This window comes from Sulfurimonas hongkongensis, from assembly GCF_000445475.1.
GTDB lineage: Bacteria > Campylobacterota > Campylobacteria > Campylobacterales > Sulfurimonadaceae > Sulfurimonas > Sulfurimonas hongkongensis.
Genome location: NZ_AUPZ01000020.1, coordinates 1 through 16,303, shown reverse-complemented (window position 1 = coordinate 16,303; position 16,303 = coordinate 1). Strand labels below are relative to the sequence as shown.

General features: G+C 34.7%; 22 protein-coding genes. 10 read left to right on the top strand and 12 right to left on the bottom strand.

The features are described from left to right. Nucleotides 1-415 precede the first annotated feature (415 nt). Nucleotides 416-1,720, top strand: a complete 1,305-nt coding sequence (locus M947_RS22760) for an OmpP1/FadL family transporter (RefSeq protein WP_021288482.1) — start codon at nucleotides 416-418, stop codon at nucleotides 1,718-1,720. A 59-nt stretch (nucleotides 1,721-1,779) separates the two neighbouring features. On the opposite strand, the gene purM is transcribed toward M947_RS22760, so the two are convergent. Both purM and M947_RS22750 read right to left on the bottom strand, forming a co-directional pair. Further along, complete coding sequence (gene purM / locus M947_RS22755) at nucleotides 1,780-2,775, bottom strand: phosphoribosylformylglycinamidine cyclo-ligase (RefSeq protein WP_021288481.1); 996 nt, start codon at nucleotides 2,773-2,775, stop codon at nucleotides 1,780-1,782. Beyond that, complete coding sequence (locus M947_RS22750) at nucleotides 2,776-2,988, bottom strand: YgaP family membrane protein (RefSeq protein WP_021288480.1); 213 nt, start codon at nucleotides 2,986-2,988, stop codon at nucleotides 2,776-2,778. It abuts the gene before it with no gap. 98 nt (nucleotides 2,989-3,086) lie between these two features. Between M947_RS22750 and M947_RS22745 the strand changes: the two genes are divergently transcribed. From M947_RS22745 to dapF, 3 genes are read left to right on the top strand one after another with little or no spacing between them, the layout of a single operon-like run. Next, a complete protein-coding gene (locus M947_RS22745; RefSeq protein ID WP_021288479.1) occupies nucleotides 3,087-3,632 on the top strand; it encodes a spermine/spermidine synthase domain-containing protein in 546 nt (181 codons plus the stop codon). Next, nucleotides 3,633-4,226, top strand: coding sequence for a dephospho-CoA kinase (coaE, locus tag M947_RS22740; RefSeq protein WP_021288478.1), 594 nt, complete (start codon nucleotides 3,633-3,635; stop codon nucleotides 4,224-4,226). It abuts the gene before it with no gap. A gap of 12 nt (nucleotides 4,227-4,238) precedes the next feature. Continuing rightward, entirely contained in the window at nucleotides 4,239-4,991 is a 753-nt protein-coding gene (gene dapF / locus M947_RS22735; RefSeq protein ID WP_021288477.1) for a diaminopimelate epimerase, read from the top strand. 32 nt (nucleotides 4,992-5,023) lie between these two features. On the opposite strand, the gene prfA is transcribed toward dapF, so the two are convergent. Next, entirely contained in the window at nucleotides 5,024-6,091 is a 1,068-nt protein-coding gene (gene prfA, locus M947_RS22730) for a peptide chain release factor 1 (protein WP_021288476.1), read from the bottom strand. Between the two features lie 15 nt (nucleotides 6,092-6,106). Further along, a complete protein-coding gene (rpsT, locus tag M947_RS22725; RefSeq protein ID WP_021288475.1) occupies nucleotides 6,107-6,367 on the bottom strand; it encodes a 30S ribosomal protein S20 in 261 nt (86 codons plus the stop codon). 172 nt (nucleotides 6,368-6,539) lie between these two features. Between rpsT and glmM the strand changes: the two genes are divergently transcribed. From glmM to def, 6 genes are all read left to right on the top strand, one after another. Continuing rightward, on the top strand, nucleotides 6,540-7,880 hold the full coding sequence (glmM, locus tag M947_RS22720) for a phosphoglucosamine mutase (RefSeq protein ID WP_021288474.1): 1,341 nt from the start codon (nucleotides 6,540-6,542) through the stop codon (nucleotides 7,878-7,880). After that, complete coding sequence (gene lspA / locus M947_RS22715; RefSeq protein WP_021288473.1) at nucleotides 7,873-8,328, top strand: signal peptidase II; 456 nt, start codon at nucleotides 7,873-7,875, stop codon at nucleotides 8,326-8,328. The genes glmM and lspA overlap by 8 nt, the downstream gene beginning before the upstream one ends. A gap of 76 nt (nucleotides 8,329-8,404) precedes the next feature. Then, nucleotides 8,405-9,706: a trigger factor gene (tig, locus tag M947_RS22710; RefSeq protein WP_021288472.1), complete on the top strand. Its 1,302-nt coding sequence runs from the start codon at nucleotides 8,405-8,407 to the stop codon at nucleotides 9,704-9,706. 2 nt (nucleotides 9,707-9,708) lie between these two features. Beyond that, nucleotides 9,709-10,299: an ATP-dependent Clp endopeptidase proteolytic subunit ClpP gene (clpP, locus tag M947_RS22705; protein WP_021288471.1), complete on the top strand. Its 591-nt coding sequence runs from the start codon at nucleotides 9,709-9,711 to the stop codon at nucleotides 10,297-10,299. Between the two features lie 9 nt (nucleotides 10,300-10,308). Continuing rightward, nucleotides 10,309-11,337, top strand: a complete 1,029-nt coding sequence (locus tag M947_RS22700) for a GGDEF domain-containing protein (RefSeq protein WP_021288470.1) — start codon at nucleotides 10,309-10,311, stop codon at nucleotides 11,335-11,337. 32 nt (nucleotides 11,338-11,369) lie between these two features. Beyond that, nucleotides 11,370-11,894: a peptide deformylase gene (gene def, locus M947_RS22695; protein WP_021288469.1), complete on the top strand. Its 525-nt coding sequence runs from the start codon at nucleotides 11,370-11,372 to the stop codon at nucleotides 11,892-11,894. Between the two features lie 172 nt (nucleotides 11,895-12,066). Here the strand turns inward: def and M947_RS22690 are convergent, their stop codons facing one another. The 8 genes from M947_RS22690 to M947_RS22655 all read right to left on the bottom strand — a co-directional run bounded on the left by M947_RS22690 (nucleotide 12,067) and on the right by M947_RS22655 (nucleotide 16,011). Continuing rightward, entirely contained in the window at nucleotides 12,067-12,870 is an 804-nt protein-coding gene (locus tag M947_RS22690) for a sulfite exporter TauE/SafE family protein (protein WP_021288468.1), read from the bottom strand. A 100-nt stretch (nucleotides 12,871-12,970) separates the two neighbouring features. Beyond that, nucleotides 12,971-13,327 (bottom strand): type II toxin-antitoxin system RelE/ParE family toxin, encoded by a 357-nt coding sequence (locus M947_RS22685; RefSeq protein ID WP_021288467.1) that lies wholly within the window; start codon nucleotides 13,325-13,327, stop codon nucleotides 12,971-12,973. Continuing rightward, the gene (locus M947_RS22680) at nucleotides 13,324-13,596 is read right to left on the bottom strand and encodes a type II toxin-antitoxin system Phd/YefM family antitoxin (RefSeq protein ID WP_021288466.1); all 273 of its coding nucleotides are present in this window, start codon (nucleotides 13,594-13,596) and stop codon (nucleotides 13,324-13,326) included. The genes M947_RS22685 and M947_RS22680 overlap by 4 nt, the downstream gene beginning before the upstream one ends. A 109-nt stretch (nucleotides 13,597-13,705) precedes the next feature. Continuing rightward, a complete protein-coding gene (locus M947_RS22675; RefSeq protein ID WP_021288465.1) occupies nucleotides 13,706-14,002 on the bottom strand; it encodes a type II toxin-antitoxin system RelE/ParE family toxin in 297 nt (98 codons plus the stop codon). Next, nucleotides 13,989-14,246, bottom strand: a complete 258-nt coding sequence (locus tag M947_RS22670; RefSeq protein WP_021288464.1) for a hypothetical protein — start codon at nucleotides 14,244-14,246, stop codon at nucleotides 13,989-13,991. Before M947_RS22670 ends, M947_RS22675 begins: the two co-directional genes overlap by 14 nt. 71 nt (nucleotides 14,247-14,317) lie before the next feature. Next, a complete protein-coding gene (locus M947_RS22665; RefSeq protein WP_156022395.1) occupies nucleotides 14,318-14,647 on the bottom strand; it encodes a hypothetical protein in 330 nt (109 codons plus the stop codon). A gap of 332 nt (nucleotides 14,648-14,979) precedes the next feature. Next, complete coding sequence (locus M947_RS22660; RefSeq protein WP_021288462.1) at nucleotides 14,980-15,594, bottom strand: DUF6037 family protein; 615 nt, start codon at nucleotides 15,592-15,594, stop codon at nucleotides 14,980-14,982. A gap of 147 nt (nucleotides 15,595-15,741) precedes the next feature. Beyond that, complete coding sequence (locus tag M947_RS22655) at nucleotides 15,742-16,011, bottom strand: hypothetical protein (RefSeq protein ID WP_021288461.1); 270 nt, start codon at nucleotides 16,009-16,011, stop codon at nucleotides 15,742-15,744. Between the last annotated feature and the right edge of the window lie 292 nt (nucleotides 16,012-16,303).

Below are 16,303 nucleotides of genomic sequence, written 5' to 3'. Positions count from 1 at the left end.
TTACAACAACAATAATTAAACGTTTAGAAATCACCATTTATATATAAACTTATCTCTTTACTACTTTTTATATCAATAACAACTACCCCTGTCAATTTAAATATATATGAATTCCAACGCAGAGCATTGGAACTAGTGAATATTAATTTGCCAATTCTAATATTAATTCAATTCTAAAGCCATAAGGGCGAAGCTAAAGCACCGCTTCCGAAAAGCCTTGACAAGTTATAAATCCTCACATCTCTTTCGGAAACGAGGTTTTAACATCGTATGTAAGGCTTATAAATCTCGCGCTTTTAAGAAAATACTATGCTTTTTATTTTTTTTTAAGACTTAGTTAAAATTAACTCGCCTATAATGCTTGCAGGTGAAAGTCTATCTATTTTAAATTCTTATATTGCATGTAGGAGAAAAAATGAAAAAAACAATCAAGTTAGCTCTAGTAGCTACAATAGCTTTAGGCGTAACATCTGCATTGGCAACAAATGGCTCAAATCTAATAGGTGTTGGTGCTAAAGCTCGTGGTATGGGTGGAGTTGGCATAGGTATGTCACATGGTGCCGAATCTACTCTAGCTAACCCTGCTCTCATTACTTCAGTTAAAGATACTGAAATTTCTTTTGGTGGTACGATTTTTATGCCAAAAGTTAAAAATGAGAGTAGTCTGATTTTACCAACAGGAGTTGCAGGTGGCAGCCCATCAGGCACTACCAATGAATCTTCTAATGCTGATAGTGATGCCGATATAAATATCATTCCTTCTGTTGCAATAGCGAGTAAAGTAAACGATAACTTCTATTTTGGTATTGGTATGTGGGGAACAGCTGGCATGGGTGTTGACTACCGTGAGGCCGCGGCATCAGGTCAAATGAACATGGTTACTAATCTACAACTTATGCAGTTTGGTGTTCCTTTGGCATATACTTATAGTGGCTTTAGCATGGGAATCACACCATTATTGCAGTATGGTTCATTAGATATTAACTATAAGATGTCTCCTGCATTACAAAATGGAATGTATTTAATGAATACAGGCACATTTGCACCTACTTTATCGACAACTCCAATGAATGTGGGAAGTGGAGTAGCACAAGATTTACAGTTTGGATATAACATAGGAGTAGCTTATGAAGTGTCAGGTTTAACTATAGGTGCTATTTACAAATCTCAAATTGACATGAAATATAAAGGTGTCCTATCAACTACTATTGGTGCAATGACAGGAGGTGCATATACAAATGATGAACTTTCCACGCCAGCTGAACTAGGTGTAGGTGTAAGCTACAACATGAAAGAGCACACAATAGCACTAGACTATAAACAAATAAAATGGTCATCAACAAAAGGTTATGAAGACTTTGGGTGGGATGATCAAAACGTAATTGCTGTAGGTTATGAATATGCTACAAGTGATTGGGCTGTCCGTGTTGGATATAACTATGCTACTAGTCCTATAAAAGAGCAAACTTATGCAGGAATCAATAGTGCAGGGTTAGAAGCGGGCTTAGTTAATACATTTAATCTGCTAGGGTTTCCAGCTATTGTGGAATCACATTTTACTATTGGTGGCACATATAATATAAGTAAAAAAACATCAGTTGACTTAGCGTGTGTATATTCACCAGAGGTTAGTCAAACATATGCAAACTTTGTAGGTCAAGATATCACTACAAAGCATTCTCAAACAGCTTTAAGCCTTGGTCTTAATTATGCATTCTAAGAACTCTCTTACAAATAGTGTTTCGCCAATGAAAACAGGGGAGTAAATTTCCACTGTTTTTAAACTAAAACTACTTCCCTTTTTCCCTCTTTTATCTCACCAATAAGATAGCCATCAGTCTCTTGTAGTACTTTTGCTACATTTGCATCTTCAACGACTAGTATCATTCCAACACCCATATTAAATGCTCTAAACATCTCCTCTTGATCAATATATTTACTCATTAGCTCAAATATTGGAAGAATTTTTATAGAGTCTTTTTTAACCTCTGCCATTAAGTTTTTTGGAAGTACACGAGGTAAGTTTTCTACTATGCCACCACCTGTGATATGGGCCATTGCTACTATCTCATTTCTTAATCTTTTAAATGTTTTTACATAGATTTTAGTAGGCTCTAATAGAGTCTCTATAAGTGGTTTGCCATTAAAGTCATCTTCAAACTTCATACTCATTTTTTCAAAAAGCACTTTTCTTGCCAGTGAGAAACCATTTGAGTGAAGACCTGAACTTGGCAGTGCTATAAGTTTATGCCCAGCCCTTACAAGTGAGACTCTATCCATCTCAGACTTCTCCGCTACACCAACCGCAAAGCCAGCTAGATCATAATCATCATTAGAATACATTCCCGGCATCTCAGCAGTCTCTCCACCAATTAGTGCACACTCAGCTCGCTTGCAGCCCTCTGCAATACCAGCTACTACATTTGTAGCAACTTCAACATCAAGTTTTCCTGTTGCATAGTAATCTAAGAAAAAAGATGGTGTTGCAAAATTACAAAGCAAATCATTTACACACATAGCTACAAGATCTATTCCTACACTATTGTGAATACCGCTATCTATCGCTAATTTTAGCTTAGTTCCAACGCCATCAGTAGCTGCTAGCATTACTGGCTCTTTAAAACCCTTCGGTAGCTCAAAAGCACCAGCAAATGAACCGATGCCACCTAATACGCCAGGTATTTTAGTAGATTTAACTAGAGGCTTAATGTTGTCAACAAAACTATTTCCAGCATCTATATCAACACCTGCATCTTTATAGCTTATTTGGCTCATTTATTTCCCCGAGTTTTGTGGCATGTCACATTTTTTACTAATCATACAAAGAGGGCAAAAGTTCGTTATACCAGCTATAAGAGGAATAAATCCTAAGAAGAACCAACCAGCACCACTAAAGGCTCCATAGTTGATAATACCCGCGATAATAAGTGCAAGTCCTAGAAAAATACGAAAAACTCTACAAAACTTTCTGATTTTATTGAAATCCATTTGATACCCTTAAACATTTTCGTAATTATAACAATACTTAAGTAAAATTAATCCTAATATGATAAAATCATCTCAATTATAAATATAGGAATCAGTAAATGAAAGAGTTTATATACCCTGAAATGATGGTGCATGTTCCACTTTGTACCAGTAAAGACCCTAAAAAAGTTTTAATGATAAGCGAAAATGCGAGTAGGCTTGCAAAAGAGATGCTAAAGTATAAAGGTGTTAAAACAAAAGCTATAGAGCCTTGCCTAGAAGCAATCTCTAATCTTGAAGATGACTTGTTTGATGTAATTATATGTGAGATGGAGTCAGATATAAAGCTCTTAGCTCAAATTGATCGTATATCAAAAGAAGATGCTCTGCTTTGTATAACTCATCCACCCTTAGATGAAGTAGAAGCAAATAAAGCTATGATGAAAGACTTAGCTCGTTACTTTAAAATTATTATGCCTTTTAATGTTGGCGGTAGTAAAACGGCACTTCTTGCATCAAAAAAGTATCATCCAACTGCAGATATAAATCTTCAACGAGCAGATATGCTAGATGACAATGAGTACTATAATTGTGATATTCACGTAGCTGCTTTTGCTATGGGTAATTATATCCGTAAAGAGTATCTAGGTATCATTAAAAACTAGATGGCATTTAAGTACGCTATTGCACTAACTGGGGGGATTGCTACTGGTAAGAGTACAGTCGCATCTCTGCTTGCACTTAATGGTATGAGGGTGATAGATGCGGATATTGTATCGCATGAGATACTTGATGCCTCAACTGAGTGGGTTAGAGAGACTTTTGGAGATAAATACATAGATGGTACGAAGCCAAATCGTGCAAAACTAGGAAATCTGATATTTGCAAATGCTGAAAAAAAGAGAGTCCTAGAAGAGTATCTGCATCCTAAGATAAGAGACGAGATAGAACTAAGGAGCATCAAGCAAGATAGTTTTAAATTTCCCTATCTTATAGACATTCCGCTTTTTTTTGAGAAAAATTCTTATGAGATTAAAGATAGTGTGGTTGTATATACTCCCAAAGATATTCAACTTGAGAGATTTATGAAGAGAAATAACTACTCTAAAGAGGAGTCTTTAAGAAGAATAAACTCTCAAATGTCTATAGAGGAGAAGAAAAAAAGAGCCACTTGGGTTATAGATAACTCAAAAGATTTGAAACATCTTCAAAAAGAAGTTGAAGAGTTTGTTGAGAAGATTAAAAAAATTTACTTATAAAAGGACTTAGATATGCAAATCTCGAAATATAGTGCAAACGGAAATGATTTTGTAATATTTCACTCTGACGTAGAGCAAGATAGAACTAACCTTGCAAAAGAGCTTTGTCATAGACAAGATGGAGTTGGAGCTGATGGGCTTATAGTTTTGCTTCCTAATGAAGAATATGACTTCGAGTGGCAATTTTATAACTCTGATGGAAGCCATGCAGACATGTGTGGAAATGGCTCAAGAGCGTGTGCACACTATGCTTATATAAATAAGCTAGCACCAGCGAAAATGAGCTTTTTAACAGAAGCTGGTGTTATAAAAGCACAAGTTGATGGCGATATGGTTGAAAGTGAACTAACTACCCCCGAGATAAAAGATAAAAATATCACTCATAATTCTAAATCTTGGTGGCTCATAGATACTGGAGTTCCACACCTTGTGCATTTTACGCACAATATAGAAGTGTTTGATATACAAGAAGCAAGAGAGTTAAGGCACAAATATGATGCTAATGTAAATATAGCTTTTGTAGATGATAAAAAAAGTATAAAAGTAAGGACTTATGAGCGAGGTGTTGAGGATGAGACCTTAGCTTGCGGAACTGGAATGGCTGCTTGTTTTTATAGAGCATATCAAGAAAAAAAAGTTGATGAAAGTGCCGAGGTTTATCCTAAGAGTGGAGATGTTTTATATCTTGGAATAAGAGGTGGAACTATTACTTTTAAAGGAAGAGTTAGAAAAACTTTTGATGCTACTTACTACGAGAAAGAGTAAGTTATCACTAAACATAAGTTATGTTTAGTGATTTATAAACCAGCTGCTTCAACTATTTTAGCTTGATGGTCGGCTATTAGAGGCTCTACTATCTCATCTAACAAACCACCGTTCATAATCTCATTTAGTCTATAAAGAGTTAGTCCTATTCTATGATCGCTTATGCGGTTTTGTGGGTAGTTATAGGTTCTAATCCTACCGCTTCTATCTCCAGTTCCAACTTGGGCTGATCGTGCTTGGCTATCTTTTGCTTGGGCTTCTTGCATCTCAAGGTCATAAAGGCGCGCTTTTAGAACTTTCATAGCCTTTTCTCTGTTTTTATGTTGTGACTTTTGGTCTTGGTTGGTCACTACTATACCTGTTGGTAAGTGAGTGATTCTAACTGCGGAGTCTGTAGTGTTTACAGACTGCCCACCACAACCAGATGAACGCATAACATCCACTTTTAAGTCATTTTCACTTATATCGATTTCAACATCATCAACCTCAGGCATTACTGCTACTGTGATTGCTGAGGTGTGAACGCGACCCTGTGACTCTGTAGCTGGAACTCTTTGAACACGATGAGTGCCACCTTCATACTTCAACCTACTATAAACCTGTTCACCTTTTATAAGAGCGATTAGCTCTTTATACCCACCAGCATCTGATGGCGAGGTACTTATAAGCTCAACCTTCCAATCTCTAAGCTCTGCATAGCGAGTGTAGGCATCAAATAAGTCACCTACAAAGATAGCCGCCTCATCTCCACCAGCACCAGCACGAAGCTCTACGATGATATTTCTATCATCATTGGGGTCTTTTGGTAGAAGTAGAAGTTTTATCTCCTCTTCTAAAAGTGGTTTTTGAGGTTCTAGCTCTTTGAGCTCCTCTTTTGCCATCTCAAACATCTCGCTATCACTTAGCATCTCTTTAGTGCTTGCAATATCTTCTAGCAGAGTTTTATACTCTTTTGCTTTTTCAACTATATCTAGAAGTGAAGATTGTTCTTTTGAGAGGTCTGTCATCCTTTTGATGTCAGAGGCGATGTCAGGTGAACTTAGCAGTTTGCTAAGTTCGTTATAGCGATTGATAAACGGTGTAAGTTTATCTGAGAGCATTTATGTTTGCTCTATTTATATAGCGTTTACAGATTTGTGTAGACGACTAACTTTTCTAGCTGCGGTCTCTTTTTTTAAGACACCTTTGCTTACAAATTTGTGAATTTGTTTGTTAGCTACTTGAAATGCTGTAGCTGCTTCTTCTTTGTTTCCTGCTTCTACTGCAGTGTTTACATCTTTTACAATGTTTTTAAGACGAGTTCTGTAGAAACGATTACGCTCTGTACGAACGAGTGTTTGGCGAATTCTCTTAATTGATGACTTGTGATTTGCCATGCATGAGTCCTTCTCATTAATTTTTTAGTGCGAAATTGTAGCTTAAAAATAATTAAAATTAAGTTAAAGACAAGGTAAACTTGTAAAATTTGGGCTTAAGTGTATATATCTAGACCCTTAATAAAACCAAAAAATATGTTAAAATACCTCACTTTAATATGATGGAAATATGATGAAACTATTTGGAACAGATGGAGTGAGAGGCGAAGCGGGATCATTTTTAAGCGCATCTTTGGCTATGAGAATTGCCATGGCAGCTGGAATATACTTCAAAGCCCATTCTAAAACAAACAGAATACTAATTGGAAAAGATACTAGGCGAAGTGGTTATATGATAGAAAATGCTATTGTGAGCGGACTTAGCGCTATAGGGTATGATGTGATTCAAATAGGTCCGATGCCTACTCCTGCGATAGCTTTTATCACTGAAAATATGAGGTGTGATGCTGGGATTATGATTAGTGCGTCGCATAACTCTTATGAAGATAATGGAATCAAGTTTTTTGATGGATATGGTGATAAACTTTCTCACGAAGTAGAAGCTGAGATAGAAGCCATCTACAGAGATGATGAAAAGATAGCAGATGCGCAGGTAACGGGTAAAGAGATTGGTAAAGCAAAAAGAATCGATGATGTTATAGGACGATATATAGTAGCACTTAAAAACTCATTTCCGCGGGAGAGTTCGCTTAGTGGAATGAGAATAGTGCTAGACACTGCAAATGGAGCGGGCTATATAGTTGGTCCTACAGTTTTAGAAGAGCTTGGCGCTGAGGTTATTGTACTGCACAATAAACCAGATGGCTTTAATATAAACGAGGGATGCGGAGCACTTCACACAAAAGATCTTTGTGATAGTGTTGTTAAATATAGAGCAGATTTAGGAATAGCACTAGATGGAGATGCAGACAGACTTGTTGTAGTAGATGAAAAAGGCGAGATTATAGATGGCGACCAACTCTTAGGAGCGCTCGGTTCTTACATGAACGATAGAGGTGTTTTAAAAGGCGGAGGGATTGTCTCTACAGTTATGAGCAATCAAGCTTTAGAAGACTATATGAAGTCAAAAAAACTTAAACTTTTTCGCTCAGATGTAGGTGATAAAAATGTTGTAGAGATTATGAAAAAAGAGGGTATCAACTTTGGAGGAGAACAGAGTGGACATGTAATAATTAGTGATTTTGCAAAGACTGGTGATGGACTTGTATGTGCTTTACAAACTCTAGCACTCATTATTGAGACAAAGACTAAAGCATCAGTTGCTCTGCGTCCATTTAAGCTCTATCCTCAAAGGCTTGTAAATATAAACATAAAAACAAAAATGCCACTTTCTAAAATAGATGGATTAGATGTAAAGCTAAAAGAGCTAGATGCAAAGAATATTAGACATCTCATAAGATATTCTGGGACCGAAAATAAGCTAAGAGTTTTGCTTGAGTGCAGAGATGCAAAAGAGCTAAATTTTCATATGAAAGAAATGGTTGATTTTTTTCAAAAAGCCTTAAATGCCTAGCAAAACTCTAAAACTAAATGCAATACTTTTTTTGAGTATGGCTGGAATCTTTATAATAGATCAAAACATAAAGATGCTCTTTGTAGATGGTTTTAGGTACTACACCGAGTGCATAGATTTAATCTTAGTCTATAACAAAGGCGTTGCTTTTTCAATGTTTAGTTTTTTAGATGAGTGGCTAAAGTATATACAGCTTGTCCTAATTCTTGGCATCTTAGTCTATGTTTTAAGTCTAAAAAAACTCTGTTTTGCCATGCCTGCCGGACTTTTGTTAGGTGGAGCCTTGTCTAATATCTATGATAGATTTATACATGGCGGTGTGGTTGATATGGTCTATTGGCACTGCGGATTTGATTTTGCGGTGTTTAACTTTGCTGATGTAATGATAGATGTGGCAGTTGTATGGTTTTTGATACTAAATTTTAAGCCAAAGTTATGCAAAAGCTAACTAAAAGAAGAATTTAGGTAATATTATCCAAAAATAATGCTTGAAAAACAAGTAAAAGATGCAAAAAAGGAAATTGATGGAAATCAAATCAAGTAAAATTAATGGTGCAAATGCTCTTATAGAAGCGACAATCTTAAGAGAAGTGATTGACGTAAACTTAGAAAAAATTGCTAAAGAGTTAGCAAAAACTGCCAGTGTTCAAGGTTTTAGAAAAGGAAAAGTTCCTATAAGTGTTGTAAAAAAACAGTATGGAGATAAACTTGTTCAGGATGCAGAAGCTGAGGCCCTTCGTGAAGTTTTAAACAAAGGTTTAGAAGAGTTAAGTATAGCAAATGATGAACTTATCGGTGAGCCAAATATCTCTAAGTTTGATAAGAGTGAAGATAAAATAGAGGTAGCCGTTAAAGTTGCTATGAGACCAGTAATTGAGCTAGGTGATTATGCTTCACTCATAAAAGAGGTCGAAAAACCAGAAGTAAGTGATGAAGATGTAGATGCAAGAATTGCAGAGTTGGCGCAAGCACAAGCTCCTCTAAAAGATATCGCAAGAAACCGTAAGATGAAAGATGGAGATACTGCTGTTATAGACTTTGAAGGTTTTGTTGATGGAGAGCCTTTTGAAGGTGGCAAAGCTGAAAATTTTGAACTTCGTTTAGGTTCTGGTCAGTTTATTCCAGGTTTTGAAGACCAACTTCTTGGCGTAAAAAGAGATGAAGAAGTTGAGGTAAATGTAACATTCCCTGAGAACTATGGTGGAACTGAGCTAGCTGGCAAAGATGCTATGTTTAAAGTAAAAGTTAATGGTATCAAGGTAAAAGACGAAGTTGCTATTGATGATGAGTTAGCTAAAAAAATGCTCCCGGGTGAAGAAAATGCGACTTTAGAAGAGTTAAAAAAACAAGTAAAAACTCAGATAGAAAATGAAGAGTTATCAAAACTTTACAACGACAACTTAAAGCCAGAGCTTTTAGAGATTTTTGTTGAGAAAATTTCTTTTGATCTTCCAGAGTTTGTAGTTGATCAAGAGATAGATATGGCACTAAACAAAAAAGCTCAAGGTATGAGCGAAGAAGAGATTATTGAGCTTCGCGAAAACCAAGACAAACTAGAAGAGCTTCGTGAGACTCTACGTGACGATGCGAAAAAAAGCGTAAAAGCTACATTTATTATAGATGCATTAGCATCTGCTGAAGATATAAAAGTACAAGAACAGGAAGTTATGCAAACAATTTACTACGAAGCTATGCAGATGGGACAAGATCCTCAAAAAGCTTATGAGCAGTATAAGTCTGCTGGTTACCTTCCAGCTATTCAGATGTCAATGGTTGAAGATAAAGTTCTTAGTCAACTTCTTAACTCAAAGATAAAAGAAGCTTAAGGATGAGTTATATTCCTTATGTAGTAGAAAAAACTGGCCGTGGTGAGCGTTCATATGACATCTACTCTCGTCTTTTAAAAGATAGAATAATCATGCTAAGTGGAGAGGTAAATGATCCAGTTGCCTCTTCTATAGTTGCACAACTTCTTTTTTTAGAAGCAGAAGATCCTGAAAAAGATATATATTTTTATATAAATTCACCAGGTGGTGTGGTAACTGCAGGTATGGCTATATATGACACTATGAATTATATTCGCTCAGATGTTGCTACTATTTGTGTAGGACAAGCTGCATCTATGGGGGCATTTTTACTCTCATCTGGCGCAAAGGGTAAAAGATATGCTCTACCTCATGCTCGTATCATGATACACCAACCCTTAGGTGGTGCTCAAGGTCAAGCTACAGACATCGCTATCCAAGCCGAAGAGATTTTAAGAATGAAAGTTGAACTCAACGCAATACTAGCAAAAAATACTGGTCAAAGTATCAAAAGAGTTGAAAAAGACACTGATCGTGATAACTTTATGAGCTCCAAAGAAGCTAAAGAGTATGGTATGATTGATGAGGTTTTGGTTAAAAACGATAAAGAGTAAGGGGATAATATGGCAGGATCTTTAAGAAGTAGAAACCGTGCAGTAAAAGAGCCAACTATAGCGGCGGTAGAGATTGATGAACCTACTAGTGAGTTAGAGATTTATTCTAAAGAGGTACTAAATGCTCTTATAAAAGACAACTTGCCACCTACTCCAAATAACTTCTCTTTGTACTTTGATAGGCTTTTAGAAGATAAGAGCGAGAACTTAAGAAAGCAGATTCACTCTATGCTTGAACTCGAAGAAAGCAATGAGGATGAGAATACTATCATGCTTGAACAGAGTCTTAAAAGAGGTTTTGGTTCTATAAAAAACATACTAGGTGTTACTGCAAACCTGTACAAAAACATGACTTTGATGACAAAGATCTTAGAAAAGAAAAAACAAGAGCTTCAAGATAACACAGAGATTCAAGCTGCTATAAGTGTTGCTTCGTCCCTAGAGGATGATGTTTCAAAGCTAAATACTATACTTAAAAAACAGAGCACTCAGATGCGAGACTTTTATGATGAGACAGCAAAGATAATAAAAGGTGTAGAAAACGAGACTATTTTTGACAATAGATATGGCGTTTATAACAAAAGATATCTTATGACAAAAATAGAGCAGGAGATAGAGCTAATAGGCGAGTTTAAGCATAAAAGCTCGCTTATCATGATAGAACTATCGCGAGAGTTAAAAGAGAGTATTGATAACGATAAAGCAATAACACTCATGACTAGAACCATTGCTAGACTTTTACTTAAGACTTCAAGAAGAAGCGATACAGTGGCTCACTATGGAAGTGGTGTCTTTGCGATGGTGTTAAAACATACAGATATAGATAGTGCTAAAAAAGCTAGCGAGAGACTTTGCGAGCTTGTTTCAAACTCTAACTTCTTTTTAGCAGATCGAGAGATTCAGTTAAAAATATCTATAGGAGTGACCGACATATCTACTCTTTACTCAGTAGAAGAGATAGTTGTAAGTGCTATGAATGGCATAGAAAAAGCTTATAGTGATCCAAAGATAGATTTTGCAGTCTCTCTAAGAGAATAAGTTAAGTAGAAAAAAGAGCAAATTATAAAAATATGAAACTAAATATAGTAGAATACCCAAATAAGAAGTTAAGAGAGATATCAAAAGAGGTTGATAAGTTTGATGAAAAACTCCATCAACTCTTAGATGCAATGTATGATGTGATGATGAACTCAAATGGAATTGGCTTAGCGGCTATTCAAGTCTCTCATGCTAAGAGAGTATTGATAATAAATATCCCAGATGATGACTCAGAGCAATCAAAAGAAAACCTCATAGAGATGATAAATCCCATCATTGTAAATAAAGATGGAGAGATAGTTTATCAAGAGGGATGCTTAAGTGTCCCTAGTTTTTATGAAGATATCTCAAGATATGACAACATAACTGTAAACTTTCAAGATAGAGATGCCAACACTAAAACACTAGACGCATGCGGACTTTTAAGTGTGGCCATTCAACACGAGATAGATCATTTAAATGGTGTACTTTTTATAGATAAACTCTCATACTCAAGAAGAAAAAAGTTTGAAAAAGAGTATAAAAGAATGCAAAAAGAGAAAAAAATCTCTAAATAATATGTATTGAATCATACAATTTTTATCTATTTTTTACTTTCCTTGTTTTTTTTAAGTTACTCTTTATAAGAAGGCTTTGTTTTGAGTTGTCAATTAAATAGCCTCCACATAACGGTTGTTGTGAGCTATAATTTTCCCCGCTAGGGTAATTTCTCCAAAGTTTTGTTAGCTTTTAACTCACTACTGTAATAAACATTTTTATACTAAGAATACTTAATAATAAAGAAAAGATTTTTTTTAACTTACCAATTGGTAGTTTATTTGCAAAACTAGCTCCATATGGAGCAGTAAAATAACTTGTTGCTGAAATAAGTAAAACGGCAGGTAAATAAACAAAACCAAAAGTATAGTTTTCTATTGCTGTATTGTTCCATCCATTTATTATGTATCCTAATGTTCCAGCAATAGATATTGGCAAACCAATTGCAGCAGATGTACCAATAGCTTTTTTAAGTTCAATATTGCTCCAAGTTAGATATGGAACTGTTAATGAACCTCCACCAATAGAAACTAAAGCAGATATAGCACCTATGCCATTCCCAACTAAAAACAGTCCTTTTTTATTAGCTAATTTTCTATTTGGACTTGGTTTTTTATTTAAAAACATTTGTATAGATACATATCCCATAAATAGTGCAAAGAATAAAGCTAAATATATTGAACTTATTTGTGAAGCTATAAAGGTGGCTAAAAATGTACCTGTTAATATTCCTATTGACATTAATTTAACAATACCCCATAAAACATTTTTATTTTTATTGTGAGCTTTCATACTAGAAAAAGAGGTTACAATAATTGAAGCCATAGATGTCCCTAAAGCTAAATGAACTACATTATCAATAGATACCCCTTGTGCCAAAAATATTGAGGTTAAGATTGGCACCATGATGCCTCCACCACCAATTCCTAGTAATCCTGCCATAAATCCAACAAATGAACCTAATAATAAAAAAGATATTAAAACTTCAATTGGCATATATCATTTCCTTTTCAATAATTTTTAAGCATCTTTTTAAAAAGGTGTAGAGTGCGAAAAATAAAGCTAACGGTTGAAGATAGCCTTGCCGTTAGGTAACTTATTGGCTACTCTGTTTTGTTAGCATATTCCCTCTTAATAGTTTTTGTAATAACAACTCTTCTATATTTTGTCTTGAATCAAAAATAGCCATAATATAAACAGTATCATTTTCAATTTTGTACATTATTCTGTAAGGTTGTGCAATCAGTTCTCTATAAATAGTTATACCTTCTTTTAGAAGTTCAGGAACCACTCTACCTTTTAAAGGAAAAAAGTTGCTAGATTGTGCTTTTTCTTTTATTTGTCCATAAACTTTTCTTGCAGTATTTAAACTATCTTTTTTGATATAGTCAACAATATTTAAAAGATCTTCTTTTGCATTTGAAGTCCATTTAACTTTATAAGTTTTATTCATTCGCTAAGGAGCTCTTCCACAGAGTTAAAAACATCTTCTTCAGTCTGAAGATTTTCACTTCTAATATCTTCTTCGGCAAATGAAAGAAGCTTCATTATAGCAAGAGCATTTTTCATATCTTCATAACTCTTTGGATCTTGTATAACAGCTTTAGCTTCACCATTTTGTGTGATTATCATAGGTCTACGAGTTTCATTGATATATTTTAAAACATCAGCTGCTCTACTTTTTAAATAGGTAACAGGCTTTATATCATTTACAATTTGCATAAAATCTCCTTCAGTCTTTTTATTGTACCAAATTAAGACCTAATGTGCAAATGTGATGCCTAACGGTTGAATAGAGCTAATAAGTGACCGTTAGGTAACTTATTAGCTCCTATGTTTTGTTGTATCTGTCTTCTTTTGGCTTATTCTTGTTGAAGATTTTTAAAATAGTAATTTTGTTTTCATACATCTTAAATTGAATAGTGTATTTCATAAATATCATGTCTCTAACATTTTCATCGTCAGAGTAAAATGATTGTCTGCATTTTAAAGGGGAATTAATTAGGTTTTCTATTTGTTCATTTAAATTCTTATGAAATTTTTCACTTGCGCTAATTTTATCTTTTGCAATATGTCTTAAAATTCTAAGTAGTTGAGTTTTGTATAGTCTTGTTCTAAAGATTTTCATTAGCTTTTAAATCTTTGAAAAAAATCTCCATCTCTTTGTCATATTGTTCTTGTGATAGCAATTCAATAGTGCCATTTTCAGAATCTTCTATAATCTGTTCTAAGTCTTTTTTTCTTTCATAAAAATATGGATCAAACTCTAAATTTTTATCTTTTGAAACAGTTATATTAGAATGGCTATTATTTACAAAATTCATAAATTGTTGAACATAACTATCTTGTATTTGAACTGATAAGGTTTGCATGTCTTAGCCTTTAGATTTTATTTGTTCACATTATAACAAAACTAAAGTGAGTTTCACTTTAGTTTTTTGAGTTATCTAGCTATCCAAGTTGTCATTCCAGTAGGTAATTTAACTAATACACCTTTTGTTTTACCTGCGTATGAACCTTTAAATTGTTTGTATTTAACTACTTTTAAATCCATTCCTTCTGTCATATTTTTACAATTCGCATTACTTAAATATCCAGTTAGAAATGCTCCACTATACTGCGAAATACCATCTGCTGCAAACTCCATATGACCAAAACTTGCACAAGATATTTCATCTTTTGATTCAATTATTGAACCCTTTTTTAAATTTTGTGCATTTATTGATGTTGATAGTAATCCTATCGCTATTAAACTAAAAAGTAGTCTCTTCACTTGAGACCTCCGAAAAATTAAATTTACCAATTTACTTTCATAAATAGGCATATTTAAAATTGAAGCGATATTACACAATCTTAGATACAACGGGGGCGCGGGTCACGGACTCCCGAATTAAAAATTTCAATTTTTCATTTGGGTGCTCTGTGCATCCGCTTGTTATCTGGCGCTGTGCGACAGATGACCAGTGGGTGTTCAACCCGCGCCCCCGTTATCCGGTCACGCAGTGAGCGGATAACGTTTAAGGAGAGCAATAGTTTTCCCGCTAGGGTAAACTATTGGCTCCTGCGTTTTGTTATATTTATATTCTCACGACATTGTCTACTAACTTATTTTTTGCTGAAATTTCTAATAATTTCAGCATCGCTTTTTTCTCTTTCTCTGTCTGTTGAATAACGAAAGCTAACAGTATTCTCACCGATAAATTTCTCATATAGTTTCGGTCGTAACAACCGAGACTTATTATCGTTGAATATAGATCTTGTTCCGTTATCGGGGTTTCTACAGACTCCAAAACAATATATCTTGTTTGGATCTTCGCTATCACTTTCAGAAAGAGATTTTGTCATCGCAATCTTAAAAAGATTACTTTTTGACAAATCAACTTTGTCAGGTATGAATTGAGCAAAGTGTTCGCTAAATTGGTGTAAAATATTGCCAAGATTTTCAGACCACTCAATGCCAAAATACTCTCTCAACGTCCGAGCATCAATTAAAAATTCTCGAGCATTTGCAGGAACGACTAAGTTATCGTCAATGTCATGTGTTTTAAGGAATTCTACTTTTAAAAGTGCGTAACGGTTTTCCTTAACTTCATCCTTTTGATAAAGCTTCACTAGAACTACATAGTCAACTTTCTTATAATTGAAAGAAAAGGCTTCAATTACCCAACCTTTTTCTTCCATATCCGCTTTAAGTAGCTTAAAATTTTCAAAAATATTCATACTAATCCTTATTCAAAAATATATATTCAGAGCATTAAACTCAGTCAAAATATAAAGTATGCCATTCGAACGCAGCGTGAAGATGACTCACTTTACACTCTCTAATTTAACGTACTTAAGCACTCATAAATATTTCTCTCCAATTTGTTATATTTCACCTTGCATAGTCTCAAGATATTTTTCCCACTTTTTTTCTTTTATATCATTTTCAGCTAAATTAATTAAATCTCCTAATAAGTCTTGAGGAAACTTACCTCTTTTAGCATCATTGATATTTTCTATCGAAACACTATAGTTATAGCCATTTGCAGGCTGATTATTTACAAATACTTTTACGGTATATGTTTCATTGTCATCTTGCAACCAAGATCTAACTTCATATTGTTTATCTTCAAATATAAATTCTTTTTTTTCCATTGTCTTTATCCTTGTAATATAACGGGGGCGCGGGTGAGTAACTGCCATTGAAAAACCTTTAGGTTTTGCAATGGTTGCTTGCTCCTCCCGCTTGTTATCTGGCGCTGTGCGACAGATAACCAGTGGGTGTTCAACCCGCGCCCCCGTTATCCGGTCACGCAGTGAGCGGATAACGGTTGACTCTAGCCAATAAATGACCGCTAGGGCATTTATTGGCTACGAGGTTTTGTTATACTGACTGTAGTTCTTTTCTAAGTAAAGCATTTATAAGTGTCTGATAAGGTACTTTTTT

Bases quoted from the DNA above. Each gene is read 5' to 3' on its own strand.
- def (WP_021288469.1), top strand. From the start codon at position 11,370: ATGAAACTAAATATAGTAGAATACCCAAATAAGAAGTTAAGAGAGATA.
- coaE (WP_021288478.1), top strand. From the start codon at position 3,633: ATGGCATTTAAGTACGCTATTGCACTAACTGGGGGGATTGCTACTGGT.
- M947_RS22700 (WP_021288470.1), top strand. From the start codon at position 10,309: ATGGCAGGATCTTTAAGAAGTAGAAACCGTGCAGTAAAAGAGCCAACT.
- M947_RS22655 (WP_021288461.1), bottom strand. From the start codon at position 16,011: ATGGAAAAAAAAGAATTTATATTTGAAGATAAACAATATGAAGTTAGA.
- M947_RS22760 (WP_021288482.1), top strand. From the start codon at position 416: ATGAAAAAAACAATCAAGTTAGCTCTAGTAGCTACAATAGCTTTAGGC.
- dapF (WP_021288477.1), top strand. From the start codon at position 4,239: ATGCAAATCTCGAAATATAGTGCAAACGGAAATGATTTTGTAATATTT.
- purM (WP_021288481.1), bottom strand. From the start codon at position 2,775: ATGAGCCAAATAAGCTATAAAGATGCAGGTGTTGATATAGATGCTGGA.
- lspA (WP_021288473.1), top strand. From the start codon at position 7,873: ATGCCTAGCAAAACTCTAAAACTAAATGCAATACTTTTTTTGAGTATG.
- prfA (WP_021288476.1), bottom strand. From the start codon at position 6,091: ATGCTCTCAGATAAACTTACACCGTTTATCAATCGCTATAACGAACTT.
- M947_RS22685 (WP_021288467.1), bottom strand. From the start codon at position 13,327: ATGAATAAAACTTATAAAGTTAAATGGACTTCAAATGCAAAAGAAGAT.
- M947_RS22670 (WP_021288464.1), bottom strand. From the start codon at position 14,246: ATGCAAACCTTATCAGTTCAAATACAAGATAGTTATGTTCAACAATTT.
- M947_RS22750 (WP_021288480.1), bottom strand. From the start codon at position 2,988: ATGGATTTCAATAAAATCAGAAAGTTTTGTAGAGTTTTTCGTATTTTT.
- M947_RS22675 (WP_021288465.1), bottom strand. From the start codon at position 14,002: ATGAAAATCTTTAGAACAAGACTATACAAAACTCAACTACTTAGAATT.
- rpsT (WP_021288475.1), bottom strand. From the start codon at position 6,367: ATGGCAAATCACAAGTCATCAATTAAGAGAATTCGCCAAACACTCGTT.
- tig (WP_021288472.1), top strand. From the start codon at position 8,405: ATGGAAATCAAATCAAGTAAAATTAATGGTGCAAATGCTCTTATAGAA.
- M947_RS22745 (WP_021288479.1), top strand. From the start codon at position 3,087: ATGAAAGAGTTTATATACCCTGAAATGATGGTGCATGTTCCACTTTGT.
- glmM (WP_021288474.1), top strand. From the start codon at position 6,540: ATGAAACTATTTGGAACAGATGGAGTGAGAGGCGAAGCGGGATCATTT.
- clpP (WP_021288471.1), top strand. From the start codon at position 9,709: ATGAGTTATATTCCTTATGTAGTAGAAAAAACTGGCCGTGGTGAGCGT.
- M947_RS22680 (WP_021288466.1), bottom strand. From the start codon at position 13,596: ATGCAAATTGTAAATGATATAAAGCCTGTTACCTATTTAAAAAGTAGA.
- M947_RS22660 (WP_021288462.1), bottom strand. From the start codon at position 15,594: ATGAATATTTTTGAAAATTTTAAGCTACTTAAAGCGGATATGGAAGAA.
- M947_RS22690 (WP_021288468.1), bottom strand. From the start codon at position 12,870: ATGCCAATTGAAGTTTTAATATCTTTTTTATTATTAGGTTCATTTGTT.